This window comes from Synechococcus sp. UW140, from assembly GCF_900474295.1.
Taxonomy (GTDB): Bacteria; Cyanobacteriota; Cyanobacteriia; order PCC-6307; family Cyanobiaceae; genus Synechococcus_C.
Genome location: NZ_UCOB01000023.1, coordinates 179,804 through 192,313 on the forward strand (window position 1 = coordinate 179,804; position 12,510 = coordinate 192,313).

General features: G+C 55.4%; 14 protein-coding genes. 2 read left to right on the forward strand and 12 right to left on the reverse strand.

Annotated elements, in window-relative coordinates:
• Positions 1–9: 9 nt before the first annotated feature.
• The 6 genes from DXY10_RS09350 to DXY10_RS09375 all read right to left on the reverse strand — a co-directional run bounded on the left by DXY10_RS09350 (position 10) and on the right by DXY10_RS09375 (position 6,605).
• Positions 10–2,148, reverse strand: a complete 2,139-nt coding sequence (locus tag DXY10_RS09350) for a DUF262 and DUF1524 domain-containing protein (RefSeq protein WP_115018721.1) — start codon at positions 2,146–2,148, stop codon at positions 10–12.
• Positions 2,145–3,233: a restriction endonuclease subunit S gene (locus tag DXY10_RS09355; protein WP_115018722.1), complete on the reverse strand. Its 1,089-nt coding sequence runs from the start codon at positions 3,231–3,233 to the stop codon at positions 2,145–2,147. Before DXY10_RS09355 ends, DXY10_RS09350 begins: the two co-directional genes overlap by 4 nt.
• Complete coding sequence (locus DXY10_RS09360) at positions 3,230–5,080, reverse strand: class I SAM-dependent DNA methyltransferase (RefSeq protein ID WP_244282194.1); 1,851 nt, start codon at positions 5,078–5,080, stop codon at positions 3,230–3,232. Before DXY10_RS09360 ends, DXY10_RS09355 begins: the two co-directional genes overlap by 4 nt.
• 92 nt (positions 5,081–5,172) lie before the next feature.
• The gene (locus tag DXY10_RS15025; protein WP_256359478.1) at positions 5,173–5,301 is read right to left on the reverse strand and encodes a hypothetical protein; all 129 of its coding nucleotides are present in this window, start codon (positions 5,299–5,301) and stop codon (positions 5,173–5,175) included.
• Positions 5,302–5,511: 210 nt separating this feature from the next.
• On the reverse strand, positions 5,512–6,015 hold the full coding sequence (locus DXY10_RS09370; protein WP_115018724.1) for a hypothetical protein: 504 nt from the start codon (positions 6,013–6,015) through the stop codon (positions 5,512–5,514).
• A 5-nt stretch (positions 6,016–6,020) separates the two neighbouring features.
• Positions 6,021–6,605 (reverse strand): hypothetical protein, encoded by a 585-nt coding sequence (locus DXY10_RS09375; protein WP_136989156.1) that lies wholly within the window; start codon positions 6,603–6,605, stop codon positions 6,021–6,023.
• 277 nt (positions 6,606–6,882) lie between these two features.
• Between DXY10_RS09375 and DXY10_RS09380 the strand changes: the two genes are divergently transcribed.
• On the forward strand, positions 6,883–7,104 hold the full coding sequence (locus DXY10_RS09380; protein WP_115018727.1) for a hypothetical protein: 222 nt from the start codon (positions 6,883–6,885) through the stop codon (positions 7,102–7,104).
• Between the two features lie 634 nt (positions 7,105–7,738).
• Here DXY10_RS09380 and DXY10_RS15135 read toward each other — a convergent pair.
• The 3 genes from DXY10_RS15135 to DXY10_RS09405 all read right to left on the reverse strand — a co-directional run bounded on the left by DXY10_RS15135 (position 7,739) and on the right by DXY10_RS09405 (position 10,217).
• Positions 7,739–8,170 (reverse strand): DUF4278 domain-containing protein, encoded by a 432-nt coding sequence (locus DXY10_RS15135; RefSeq protein WP_115018729.1) that lies wholly within the window; start codon positions 8,168–8,170, stop codon positions 7,739–7,741.
• A 483-nt stretch (positions 8,171–8,653) separates the two neighbouring features.
• The gene (locus DXY10_RS09400; protein WP_136989158.1) at positions 8,654–9,646 is read right to left on the reverse strand and encodes a GAF domain-containing protein; all 993 of its coding nucleotides are present in this window, start codon (positions 9,644–9,646) and stop codon (positions 8,654–8,656) included.
• A gap of 136 nt (positions 9,647–9,782) precedes the next feature.
• Positions 9,783–10,217 (reverse strand): DUF411 domain-containing protein, encoded by a 435-nt coding sequence (locus DXY10_RS09405; protein ID WP_115018734.1) that lies wholly within the window; start codon positions 10,215–10,217, stop codon positions 9,783–9,785.
• Positions 10,218–10,357: 140 nt separating this feature from the next.
• Here DXY10_RS09405 and DXY10_RS09410 point away from each other — a divergent pair, with 140 nt between their 5' ends.
• Complete coding sequence (locus DXY10_RS09410) at positions 10,358–10,630, forward strand: hypothetical protein (RefSeq protein WP_136989160.1); 273 nt, start codon at positions 10,358–10,360, stop codon at positions 10,628–10,630.
• A gap of 9 nt (positions 10,631–10,639) precedes the next feature.
• Here the strand turns inward: DXY10_RS09410 and DXY10_RS09415 are convergent, their stop codons facing one another.
• The 3 genes from DXY10_RS09415 to DXY10_RS09425 form a co-directional block, all read right to left on the reverse strand.
• Positions 10,640–11,059: a WxcM-like domain-containing protein gene (locus DXY10_RS09415; protein ID WP_115018737.1), complete on the reverse strand. Its 420-nt coding sequence runs from the start codon at positions 11,057–11,059 to the stop codon at positions 10,640–10,642.
• 94 nt (positions 11,060–11,153) lie between these two features.
• A complete protein-coding gene (locus tag DXY10_RS09420; protein ID WP_115018738.1) occupies positions 11,154–12,005 on the reverse strand; it encodes an NAD-dependent epimerase/dehydratase family protein in 852 nt (283 codons plus the stop codon).
• Positions 12,006–12,216: 211 nt separating this feature from the next.
• Positions 12,217–12,489 (reverse strand): DUF3303 domain-containing protein, encoded by a 273-nt coding sequence (locus DXY10_RS09425; RefSeq protein WP_115018740.1) that lies wholly within the window; start codon positions 12,487–12,489, stop codon positions 12,217–12,219.
• Positions 12,490–12,510 lie beyond the last annotated feature (21 nt).

Here is a 12,510-nt window from a genome sequence, read left to right on the forward strand (position 1 = left end):
ATTCATTCCTTAGTTCATTCCCTCTAAGTCATCGAGCTGTCGTTCGAGCGATTGCCGAATGAGGCCGAGTGCGTAGGGCACCTCATTCAGGGTGGCAACACCGAGCTCCACATCGCCATTCCCCCAATGGCCAATCTCAGACACATCTTTGGCTAAGGCCTTTGGATCATCCAGATCAGCAAAGGGCATGTTGAGGAAGAGGCGTAGTTGCCCTTCTTTGGCTACTACGTCGACGAAGTTGGTTTCAGCCTTGTAGGCGATGTAGAGCTTGAGCACCTCTTGGGTGATGTTTGGATCGAGAGCTTGGATGCGGGCATCCAAAACCGCAAAGATTTCGCCGATGTGAGGATCCGAAAGCTGGGGATGATCCTTCAGGCTGTAGCTGGTTTTTTTGTCTTTGTTTGGTTTGTAGAGCAGCCGCGCTTCATCACTGAGCTGCGGGCTGGCCCAAACCTCCAGTGCGCGTGATGCAAGTGCTTCGCCGCGTGCACGAATGGCATCGGCATCCCAGTGCTCCAGCTGGCCTAGCCCCTGATTGAGCCGTAGGGGGCTGGTGCGAAAGCCTCCCTGAAGGTGGTCCCGCTTCTCGAGGAAAGGGCGGTCACTGAGTTCCGGGTTGTACCCGGTGAGGGTGAGGTTGCCGAGTCGATGCAGCCATTCCTCTTGAACGTGTTGCCAATCCGGCCCGAGAGCATCGCGCCAGGGTGCTGAGAGCTCGGGGTTCTGAGGAAGGATGTGTTCAATCGTGTAATCCGCCACGGCAATGGGCTCTTTGCGCTGGTGGTTCTCAAGGCGGCGGAGCCAATAACTGCAGCTCTTGTTGCATTTGTAGAGATTGCGGATCTGGATCTCGCGGCGGAATTCCTGGTCAGGCGGAAAGCGTCGGTAGGAAGGGAGATTAAGGAGATGCGCTTTGAAGCTCGCTAGGTAGTGCTCAGGCTCGCGCCGGACAGACCGGCTGAAGGTGGCGAAGGTTTTCTGCTGCGAGTTTGAGGGGATCGAGCAAACGGCACGGCGGAATACATAAGCCTCCAAGAGGCGTAAGCATTCCAAAAGCTCATCGCGGCTTAGAAGGCCGGACTCATAGTCGCTGTAGAGCTCCAGCAGTAATGGGTTGACCACATTCACTTTCAGCTCGCGCAGATCATGGAAAGCAGCCTTCAGCGCGGGATCGGTTTCTTTGCCGAGAACGACTCGGCAGTAACGGTTGGCGATGGTGTGGAGATCGCTTAGGAGTGATTCGACGCCTGCATTGGCAACGGCTGGTTGGCGTTCGTATTGCTTAAAAACCTCATAAACCAGATCAAGCCGGGGGATCTCGGCTGTTTTGAGGGTGAGAAAGTCGCGCATAAACGCGCTGAACTCATTGCCGCTGTAAGCCTCTTGGCCAAAGGCTTGCTCCATTGGCCGCCAGTGGCGCGTGTAGAGCTGCTCCTGCAACTCAGGAGGCTGGCCCATCAACACGTAGTTGCGAATCAGATCGGCCTGGGAGAGTTCCCGGCCTGTGGAGTTCATGCTCTCGAAGATCAGCTGCGGATTGTCTTGATCCCGCGAGAGGGCGACATCAACTACCAGCAGCTTGCTGATGCCGCGGCAGACCGCCGCTAGATCCGTTGTGGTGCGCTGAAGTTCCTCCGAAAAATATTGGTGGTTTTCTTGAATCCGGATCGATGGTTCGCTCGGTTGTGCTGCACCAACAGGATCAACCAGTGCCATCAGCGTGCTGCGGTCGGTATCAGAGAGCAACAACTTGAAGCGCTTGTCGCCTTTCTGGTGCCTGCGGGTTAGATACGTCTCACGGATGATCGCTGGCGCGAACTCTTCCATCGGCTCTTGCTGCTCTTCTGGGAGTTGATCCAGCACATCAGCCAGAGCAGTGAGCAGCAGGGTGACTGTTGTTAAGCGCTGTTGGCCATCAATTACCAGCTTGGGGGCCTGTACAGCAATGGTGCCCAAGCCTTCATCGATGTGGACCACCGAGCCAATGAAGTGGACACCGATCTCATCAGTAGTACCTGCACGGAGAATGTCGTCCCAGAGCTGTTGGCATTCTTTCAACGTCCACGAATAGGTACGCTGATAAATCGGAATGATGAACTGGGAGACGTTTCCCAGGACTTGTAAGAGTTTGGCTTCTGTGGCTTTCATCGATGTACATCTCCCTCAAAAGCGAGATGTTGAAGCGCTCTCTTAATACTTGAAATTGTCTGTCCAGATATCTCGGCTCTAGCGTGTTTTGAGTCTAATATATTCAAGAATGATACAAAGCGCTCCTGTAGCTCTATGGGAGGGAGCGGCACAGGAAGTGAATCGAGTGCGGATCTTGTTAGTTTTGGTTGTGCCGAGCCTGTGACAAAAGGCTTGAGGTCGATGAGTGCAAAATAGTATTCCAGAAAACGAAGCTTTGCTTTACCATTCTCGTTTAAAACATGTGCATGATTATTGACCCAGTATTTTCCATCTGCAATAAAAGCAATTGGTGATGAGCGAGCTAGCAGATTTGCCCCATCTTCGCCGATTAGCAGTCTTTTCCCGTCAAATAGATAGTCGTCAACATGGTCGATAATTCCAGATGCACCGTAATAGGGGTATCTGCCTTGCATAGCTTTTCGGTTGGCAGACTTGACCGGAACCCTTCTTGCGTCCTCGTTTATACAGATTTCGCCTAGGCGGATTATTGGCCACTGTTTAGGATTGTGACGAGGGTCACCAAATATCTCTATAAAAATGGATAGCGGGCAAGCCTTTAGAAGATCCTTCCTTCTTTGGCTGGCCTCCGAGAGCTTAGATGCCTTATCCAAAATCGCTGCGATGCGCCGCTGCTCCTCCAATGGTGGGAGAGGGATTTCGATTTGGCTGGCACCTGTTTTGGTGAGTTTGTGCCGTGTAGAACCACTTAGATATTTGCGCACATCTTTATTTCTCAGAGCATATTCAAGGTATTCAACATGTAATAGATCTTCCTTAGGGCGCAGTACATGTGCATGATTATTGACCCAGCTCTTTCCTTCGATCTTGTATGCAATTCCTCTTTCAGGGGTTAAGAAGTGCCCTCCGTCCTCTGCAAGTAGAACCAAAGGTTCATCAAATAAGTAGTTGTCAATCCATCCCTGCTGACCATTCGCACCGTAATAGGGATAAGGTCCACTGATTCGTTCAGATTCTTTGACTGGTTTCCTGATGTGATCGAGAAACTCACAGCACTCAGATAGTGCAATGTAAGAATATTTCATTGCAGCATCCCCTCCAGCTCTTCAATTCCTTGCAGGATTTCCTTCTCGATTATGCGCAGTTCCGCAAGGATCTCTAGGGGAGGGCGGTGTTCTTCTTCTTCGTAAACGATTTCTTTGTAGCGATTGAGACTGAGGTCGTAACCCTCTTTCGCGATTTCATCTTTAGATACGCAGAAGCTCTGGGCGGTGCGTTCTCTTTCGCGTTCTGAATCTTTGCGTTGGCGCCAGCGTTTGAGGCAGTCAGGCAGGTTGTTCTTCTCGTGTTCGCCTTCGGCTAAGGCTTCCTTCGGTGAAGGCCCGAGCTTCTCTAGCGCTAGCAGCGGATTACGCTTGTCATCAAGGCTCCACCCATCGGCAGCCATGTCGTAGAACCACACCTGATCGGTGCCGCCCCGGCCGGTTTTGGTGAAGAGCAAGATCGCCGTACTGACACCGGCATAGGGGCGGAAGACTCCGCTGGGCAGCGAGACAACGCCTTCAAGGAAGTGGTCTTCGACCAAGCTGCGGCGCAGTTCTTTATGGGCTTTGCTGGAGCCAAACAGCACGCCATCCGGAACGATCACAGCCGCGCGGCCGCCTGGTTTGAGCAGCTGCAGGAACAGCGCCATGAACAGCAGTTCGGTTTTTTTGGTCTTCACGACGCGCTGCAGCTTGCCGCTGGTGCTCTCGTAGTCGAGTGATCCAGCGAAGGGAGGGTTGGCGAGGATCAGGGTGTATTTGTCTTCCTCGATCGCGCCATCTTCTGAAAGCGAATCGCGGTAGCTCACATCAGGGTTTTCAACCCCGTGCAGCAGCATGTTCATCGCGCCGATGCGCAGCATCGTGTTGTCGAAATCAAAGCCATGGAACAAGCCATGGTTGAAGTGCTCACGTAATTCCGGATCGCTGAGGATTTCCGGATGGTGTTCACGCAGGTATTCGCCCACAGCAACGGTGAATCCGCAGGTGCCACAGGCCGGATCCACCATCACCTCACGCGGTGTGGGTTCCGTCATTGCCACCATCAGCTCGATGATGTGGCGCGGCGTGCGGAACTGGCCATTGGTGCCGGCGGTCGCCAGCTTGCCGAGCATGTACTCGTAGATATCCCCCTTGGTGTCGCGGTCTTGCATTGGCACTGCGTCCAGCAGATCCACGACTTTTGCAAGTAACAACGAAGTAGGGATCGTGAAGCGGGCATCTTTCATGTGATCCGCAAAGGAACTGCCTTCTCCTCCCATTTGTTGTAAAAATGGGAAAACACTTTCACTCACAGTCGAATACATCTCAGCCGGGCTGGCTTGCTTAAATCGGCTCCATCGCAGTTGTTCATAAGGCCGCCCTTTCGGATCATTGCCCTCAGGAAAGATTTGCCGCTGGATTGACTTTCCTGTTCGATTGGCTTTATTTTCTTCGAGAGTCTGTAGCTCGTCTAATCGGCGAATAAACAACAAGTAGGTGAGTTGTTCAAGCACCTCTATTGGATTAGAGATGCCACCACTCCAGAAAGCATCCCAAATACCGTCAACCTGGTTGCGAAGTTCCCCTGTCAGTACCGAAGCCGCTGTGGTGCCAGGGGCGATTGCGCTTGGTTGGGGTGCTGCAGTTGAATTTTTCTCCCTAGGAGTAGTTCTAGTTCGTTGCGGTGGATCGACTCCAGGAGCCTTCAGCCCTCCTCCGGGGCCCATTGCTGCCTCGGCTGCTTGCATTGAGATGACTCGTGCCTTGAGTTCCTTCAGCTCCGCCTCGCTGATGGTTTCGGCAATTTCCTGCTCCAGCGCTGCTTTGATCTCAGCGTTGCTGATCCGGCTGCCATCCTCTGGGATCAGCATGATCAGTGTGTCAGTGAGTTCGGTGCGGATCGTCATTGATTAACGGCGGCCTCAGGCCTATGAATCGATTGTTGGTGAGAATGTCCAGCATGGAATCCCCCGCTCGGGAGATATTCAGGATTTACCTGTTACGGCGTGCCTTCTGCGATGCCGCCGGCTTTGGCGTGTTGGTAACTGCCCCCCAGCAGGGCATCCACCAATGCTTCGATGCGGTTGATTTCTTCCTCGCTGCAAACGTTTTGGCCGCTATGGGCCATCGGGTCAAACACCACGCATTGCTGTGGGTATAGCTGTCCTGTACTGCTTTGGCTGGGTTTGGCCCAGCTGATGCGATTTCTGCATTTGGCAGGGCTGGCTTGTCGCCTCCGGGCTCCCAACCCGTGCAACCACGCGACGATCACCGGGCTAATCAAGAAAAGCGATAGCTGGCTACGTTTGATCAGCTGTGTGGACATAGGCACCACGTCTCACCTCCCATCGGATGCGCTGGGCAACGCTGTATTGGAGTCTGCGACTAGCAACAACATCGCTTCTATCCGCTCCAGGCGCTGATCAAGACGTCGCTCAAAGGCGATCAAGCGAGCATCGAGCTCATCGGCAGTGAGGGCTTTGGATCGCCGAGTGGGGGTGGTTTTGGCGGGCCAGGATCCTGTTTTGCAGGTCTGGACAATCACGGCCCAGGTGGGCTTCTTCGGTGCAGGACCGATCTGACTTTCGATCCAGGCCTGTGCCTCTGCCGCCTTCTTGAAGCGCTTCTTTAGTGGGGCTTGGTCGCATTCTGCTGCCGGGAGGAGGGCCGCAGCCTGAAGGGCGGTTCGTGCAGCAGTTGTGGAGTTCTCCTCAGCGGGAACAAGCTCATCCACCATCTGGCGGATGTGGGTGTTTTGTTCACTGATGGTTCGGTAGAGCGCGGCGTCGCTCTTTGCCATTCCGGCCATGAGTGCTGCGAAGCGATCGCTCAGTTCCCCCATGGTGTTCAGCTAGCTCCACGCAGCAAAAGTTTCATTCGCTCAATTAGTTGGTTGATTTGAAGGATCGACCAAAAGCCGGTGTACCCCTGCTTCGCTTCCTCTAGGTCATGGAGTAAGTGATCAAGCGCTTGTTGCTTGTTCTCAAATGCTTCAAGTTCCTGATGCATGTCTTGAGCGATTCGCATGGCTTCAGCCTTTTCTTCCCCAATGGCGACCAGCCGCTGTTCGTAGGTCTTGAGTGTGTTGAGGAAGTTCAACCGGGCTTCACTAAACTCTCTCGAACGCCGTTGCAGCTGCCCACGTGAACGCATCAGTGAGGCATGGCTGTTTCGCATTGCCTTGTAGTGGTGCTCGAGTTGAGCTCGGCTGAGTCCCTGGGTTGTTCGAGGGAAGTCGCTCGTGGATCTCATCCCCGTGTATTCAACCTGAGCTTGGATCGAGCTTTGGCTGGCGGTGTCCAGTTCAGATGGGGGCAGTACGTTCTCGTTATTCATAAGGTTGTTCGCCCTGGAGGGTGATGGATCATGTCTAACCTGGAAGTTGGCTTCAGCGGCTGAGAAATCTATGAGCCATGGTGCTTCTCCATTCATTCACTTACTTCTTTGATCGAAGGTGTGTTCAGCCTTAATGTGTCCGTGTCTAGGGTTAAACACATCCCCCAAATGGGGGATATGTGCACGATTTGAATCCCGGCAGCTCGAGGTGCTGGCCTCCGTTGAAGCGGTTGGGCGCTGGGTGCCAACAGCATTTCCATTCCCCAGCTCAAATGGGAGCAAACCCTGGATCCGGGGCTCTCGTCAGCGTTCAGAAAGAACAGCCGCGCGTTAGTGCCTCCGGTACAACGGCCTCAGTGAGAGCGACGGGCCCATGATCACTGATCAGTTGCTGAAGCAGATTCAGGCGGTGGCCGTGCAGTCGCGGCGCCCGATCTGTTCGCAGGACATCCGCCGCACTTGGATGGCCACCAGCCAGCTCACGGAGCAGAAAGCCAAAGCCTGTTTCCATACCCTCGAAATGCTCGGGGCCGGTGCAACGTCCACCGACGGCTCCGGCACCATGCTCTACAGAGCCGTGATCGCCTTTGATTGAGCGGCTTGAGCGCTAGTCGAAAGCCCCACCGTGATGGCGGGGCTCCCTGGATATCGCGGCCTGGTCTGGGTTGGTGATGACGTCTTTTTGTTTGTTCTTCACCGTGCGTTCACGATCGCCCGATCAAGGTTGGGAGGGTGTGAGCGGGCTCACACCAGCCTGTGTTGTTGCGCACCGCATCGGCTTGGTTTGAAAAGGCTGTCAGGGTTCGGCTGCGGCGAATGCACGCAAGTGCAGAGCCAGGTTTGAACGGTTGGAGCCTGATCGGCCACCCAGCACAGTTGTGCTGGAACTCTTCATTTTTCCTTCCGGGTTGTCAGCATTTAATCCGTCTAGTGTGACAATCCATTAGGCGCACATTTCCATGAAGGGACATGCTGTGTTCCCGTTGTCGTCCCTCAAGTGGGGTGAGGATGGCGATCTTTCTCAGCACGACACTGCTGCTCTGATCTCTCGCTTAGCCAGAGCCGAGAAATCCCGTCGCAGCTTGGTTGATCACCACAACCTCAAATCGGGAAGGTCGTATAAGCCAAGGGTTCCCACGCCCTTGCCGCTCTAATTTCTCGCGTTGTTGATTGCATTGACCGCCCTCGGATTGTCTTGAGGAGGGCGACCAATGCGTTACCAGTTCTGTTCAGTCTTTTCGGCCCTTGAGGTAAGCCTCATCCGCTTCCTGCATAGCTGCGTCATCGTCGTGGAACGTGCAGCCATAGAGCAGGTTGTTGATGCGCTCGACATCGAGCTCGCGCTCACCCACGTCGTCCCACAGGCGGCGTGAAAGCTCGTCGTCTGCGAGCTTGAATTGGGCTTCTGCCAGATCCCGCGTGATCGCGAAATAAGCTTGGCGATCGTTGCGGCTGCGGGCTTCCGCAGTGGTGATGGCCGGGGCGACCTGATCCTTCACGTAGGCGACGCCGCGGTAGCTCAGCTGTGGATGCAGGTCGCGCTGAGCCTTCTCGCGGCAGGTGTTGTAGTGCTGTTGGTGGTAATTCAGCACGCGGCAGGCTTTTGGGGCTGCTTTGTGGTGGGGTTCGTAGGTCTTGCCCCGGTAGAGAAGTGCACTCATGGTGTCGTTCCAGCGAAAGCTCAGGTCCCCGTTCCCTGGCCTGAGGCGAATTGCGCTCCGCCTAACGACGGAGTGAACGTGTGTAGTGGTTGCTACAGATCTATTCAAGCGATGCCTGCTCTCGGTTTCGCCGATGCATCGAATTTCTTTACTCCTTCGCGCCTAAGTAGTGATACTTAGTGGGCTCGGATTCAGTCCGAATTGGCCTGGTCTGCATCCTCCAGTCTGTGCCAACCGTGGTGGCTGAAGTGTTGGTGCCGCAGAACATCTGCGCGGCGATCTGCAGGGGAAGGGATCCTGATGTTCCAACCCGATTGGCTGGTGGTTGGATGCATCGAATTGCCACGCTAAACACTGGCTATTGCGATCAATCCTGCGGTTTTAAGTTGGAGTAGGCCGCACGATCACCGCCAACAGGATGGCTGCTGACCCGCTCGCTCTTGCGCAGGATGCGTGTCCCTTCGCTGGCTGACTGGCCTGGCGTCAGTGGATGCAATCACTGGCGGTCTGGTCGCCGAGGTTGGCCTGCAGCCCCTTCAGTTTCTGTTCGCAGAGCTGCAACAGGTCAGAGGCCTGGATCTGCCTGTTCTGCACCTCCAGTGCCATCGCGCTGAAGCTGGCCGTGCCATGGGGGAGGTCAATGGCTGCGCTCGAATGCCGCAGGGCCATGCGCATGGCCACGGCCCTGGCAAGAGCTGACTGGATGTTGGTGTCCGGCAGAAGCACCGCGATCATGCGCTGGTCCATCAGCCCGATGAAGTCGCTGTCGTTGCTGTTGTCCGTACAGATGCTGCAGATGGAGAGCAGCCAGCGCAAGCTGTTGGTGATGCCCAGCACGCCGCAAACGTCTTCGTGTTGATCGCAGGCCAGGGCAATCAGGCTCAGTGGTGTCTGGGTTGTGGCGGCACGCTCTAGTTCACGGGTCAGCACAAACGAGAACAGGTCTGATTTGGCCACGAGTCCGTTGTGGTGGGTCAGCAACGCATGTCGCGCGATCAGGTCCCGGTTGACGATGTCGCTGAGATCCTCCAGCAGTTGCAGTTGCGCCTGGCTGATCGTTCTGGTGTGGCGATCGATCACGCAAAGCGTTCCCAGCTTGTGCTGCTTCTTCCCCCTCAGCGGGCAGCCGGCATAGAAGCGGATGTGCGGGCTTGAGGTGACAAGAGGATTGTTGGAAAAACGCGGATCTTGCCGGGCATCTGGCACCACCAGAGGCGTGTCTTGCTGGATGGTGTGCGTGCAGAACGACACAGCCCGGGGTGTTTGCTTCTGGTTCAGCCCATGGCGGGCCAGGCACCACTGCCGGTCTTGATCAATCAGTGAGATCAGCGCAATCGGGGTGTCCATCACCGTTGCGGTCAAACGCACCAGCCTCTGCAGGGCGTCATCCTCGGGCTGATCGAGCAGTCCGGAGCGTTCAAGGGCCCTGACGCGCTCGAAGTCGGAGCCTGATCTGCGGTCGGTCGCTTGCGGCATCTGCGTCAAAGGCACGGGGGCTATGGAGATGGGATCGTCTCTTCACGTCCACTTGGCAGCTCTTCCCTTCCGTTCTATGTCTCTTGCGTCTCGGCTGTCATGAAGTGATTGGCTTAATTCCTGCGCACTGATGGGCTCAGGATCCGTAGCGGTCAAACACCTGGGTGGTGCCGTCATCATCGAGGCTGAGCACGGCGAAGGCCTCGGCGTTGATGCCCTCACCGTCCATCCCGGGGGATCCCATCGGCATGCCTGGAGCGCTGAGTCCGCGCAGCGCCGGTCGCTGCTTCAGGAGCCGCTGGATGGAGCGGGCCGGTACATGGCCTTCGATCACATAGCCGTCCACCACTGCGGTGTGGCACGACTCCAGTTCTGCTGCAATGCCATGCTCTGTTTTGACGGCCGCCATGTCTTCATGCACCGCATCGGTGACGCTGAAGCCGGCCGCGGTGAGGTGTGACTCCCAGGCGGTGCAGCACTCGCAGTTGGCGGAACGGTGAACCGTGATGGGACTGGACAGCATCAGGACTGTGCTGAGCAGGGTGCTAATCAGTTGCAGGGCTATGGGCATCCCATCTCCGTCGTCAAGCTCGAGTGCTTGGGCTGATGCCCTGCATGCTGAACCAGCCTTGGCTGTTGTCCAACCATTGCAACGCCAGTGGTTGCGGTCACCGTTCGCTCACTAGTGTGATTGCAATGAGGGAGGTGGTGATGACGCTTCTTCTTTGGATCAACCTGGTGTTGGTCGCGGTGATCCTTGCCGACTATGTCGTTCGTCAGGTGATCGAGCGAGTGGGGGAATGGCGTCGCCTGCGCGGCCTGCTGTCTGGTCATCCCGAAATGACAGGCGTGCATCCTGAGCAAGACGGCCTGATGGTGTTCGAGATCGAAGAGGATCTCGCCTCTTTCATCCTCGATAACGATGCCCCCGGCCAGGATCGTCCCTTCCGTGTGGTCGTTCCCGATTTCGACGACGACGACTGATGGCTGCCATCAGCCGTGGGCTCGCAGCTGATCCCATTGCTTGATCAGGGCTCTGGGCACCGGCCGAGCTTGGTAGTCACGGGGATCGGTTGGACCATGCCGCAGCACGGCATTCACCATCACCACGGGTTGACGGCTGCGGTTGATGGCGCCGTGGGGAACGCCCGGAGGGATCCTCACCCAGGTGGCTTCGTCCTCTCGCAAACTGATGCGATGCAATCTGCGGTTCTGCAGAACAATCAGCTCGACGCTGCCACGTAGCACCATCAGTTGATCGGTTTGATGGCGATGACAGAACAATTCCGGAACGCTGGATCGGCTCACTTCAGCCACCAAGGTTTCATCGCTTGGGAGTGGATCGCTAAAAAAGGCGACACCGGCCTTTAGGCCAGTGCAGGGCAAAATCTCCACGGCTTGAGGTGCATGCATGATTCGACGCGTGATTGCATCAAGGATCGCGAAATCCAGAGCACAATCGGTGTGTCAGTTGGTACGTAATCAAGCGGGTGTCAGCAATGCCAGATCAGGCAACAGAAGCCATCAGCATTGAGGGGGATTTGAATCGGAATCCAGCAGACTTGAGTTTCTGATTTGACACCTTGGCATTCATCGCCCGAGCACCTTTGAAATCTTGATTGGCCCAGATCACAGGTGGTAGACCATCGAGATCACAGATTTCGTTGGAGAGTTGCCGGCGGCTGAGCTGCATGTCGTCTACCAGGTTGTAGATGCCCTCTAAGTTGTTGTCAAAGGCAAATTGAACTCCACTGGTGATGTCGAGTAGGGAGCTCCATGCGGGGATACTATTGCCGTTTTTAGGGATCTGCTCTCCAGCAGCCTGCTTGATGATGCTGACCATGTCGCGGCCTGGGCCATAGATTCCGCCTAGGCGCAATACGCAGATGGTGGTGTCCGGACGGTCGATGGACAGCAACAGAGTTTCTGCTTCTCCAAGCATCCGGTTCACCGGATTGATCGCATCAAGTGATGACTCTTCATCGACTAAGTCTCCGTTCTGATTGCCATACACTCCGGCGGTACTGATGTAGGTCACATGCAGGTGTTGGCTGCTCGTTCTGCTGCGCAAAGCTCTGGCGAGGTTTCGGATGCCAGTAGAGAAGACAGCTTCGAGGTCGTCCATACTTTCTGTGGGCGCAACACTGATGAGCACTCCATCCTGTCGTTCCAGAAATGTCAGATCTCCATTGGGGTCTGTGAGATCAAGCACGTGTGGCTCGTGCACTATGTCATGCAGTTCCCGGAAGCGTTGTCTTGATCGGGTTGTGCCGAGAACATGATGCCCTGCATATTTCATGCTGACAGCAACATCGGCGCCGACATAGCCACAGCCGATCACAGCGAATGATGATTGCATAGCCCTTGATTCAGTCAAGAGATGATTAGATCTTTTGGTGGATTGATGTTGAAGCGGTTCCTACAGTTTTCCGATCGAATGATGCGCTTTGGATCCACCAAGATCTTTGCTTTGGTTGTTGGCTGGATGATGCCAACAACCAGATGGTTGCCGATGATGCATCGTCTTCCGACAGTGTGGATGACGATGCATCATCGGCCCTGACTTTTGATCAGGTATAAACCTTGGCGATCAGCGGACCAGCCTGATCATCGGCAAGAACGGGAGTTACTTTCCAGTCGAGGCATTCGGCCCATTCGGCCGCATGCTCGTAGCAAGCCTCAGCATTGTCGGCTTCAACGAGGATCCATCCCTCGACGGATCCTGGACCATGAAAACGCTTCCATGATTTGCACTCAGGGAAGGGAGCACCAGTGGCCAGAAATTTTCTGGCAGCAATTTCGTGATAGCCGGTCTTGAACGACCAATGCATTAGGAACGTCATTGCAAATGCGGTTTTGGGGCG

Coding starts and splice junctions, on each gene's coding strand:
- DXY10_RS09350 (WP_115018721.1), bottom strand. CDS start 2,148: ATGAAAGCCACAGAAGCCAAACTCTTACAAGTCCTGGGAAACGTCTCC.
- DXY10_RS09405 (WP_115018734.1), bottom strand. CDS start 10,217: ATGCCCATAGCCCTGCAACTGATTAGCACCCTGCTCAGCACAGTCCTG.
- DXY10_RS09380 (WP_115018727.1), top strand. CDS start 6,883: ATGATCACTGATCAGTTGCTGAAGCAGATTCAGGCGGTGGCCGTGCAG.
- DXY10_RS09375 (WP_136989156.1), bottom strand. CDS start 6,605: ATGAATGGAGAAGCACCATGGCTCATAGATTTCTCAGCCGCTGAAGCC.
- DXY10_RS15025 (WP_256359478.1), bottom strand. CDS start 5,301: ATGGCCCATAGCGGCCAAAACGTTTGCAGCGAGGAAGAAATCAACCGC.
- DXY10_RS15135 (WP_115018729.1), bottom strand. CDS start 8,170: ATGAGTGCACTTCTCTACCGGGGCAAGACCTACGAACCCCACCACAAA.
- DXY10_RS09420 (WP_115018738.1), bottom strand. CDS start 12,005: ATGCAATCATCATTCGCTGTGATCGGCTGTGGCTATGTCGGCGCCGAT.
- DXY10_RS09370 (WP_115018724.1), bottom strand. CDS start 6,015: ATGGGGGAACTGAGCGATCGCTTCGCAGCACTCATGGCCGGAATGGCA.
- DXY10_RS09415 (WP_115018737.1), bottom strand. CDS start 11,059: ATGCATGCACCTCAAGCCGTGGAGATTTTGCCCTGCACTGGCCTAAAG.
- DXY10_RS09410 (WP_136989160.1), top strand. CDS start 10,358: ATGACGCTTCTTCTTTGGATCAACCTGGTGTTGGTCGCGGTGATCCTT.
- DXY10_RS09360 (WP_244282194.1), bottom strand. CDS start 5,080: ATGACGATCCGCACCGAACTCACTGACACACTGATCATGCTGATCCCA.
- DXY10_RS09425 (WP_115018740.1), bottom strand. CDS start 12,489: ATGACGTTCCTAATGCATTGGTCGTTCAAGACCGGCTATCACGAAATT.
- DXY10_RS09400 (WP_136989158.1), bottom strand. CDS start 9,646: ATGCCGCAAGCGACCGACCGCAGATCAGGCTCCGACTTCGAGCGCGTC.
- DXY10_RS09355 (WP_115018722.1), bottom strand. CDS start 3,233: ATGAAATATTCTTACATTGCACTATCTGAGTGCTGTGAGTTTCTCGAT.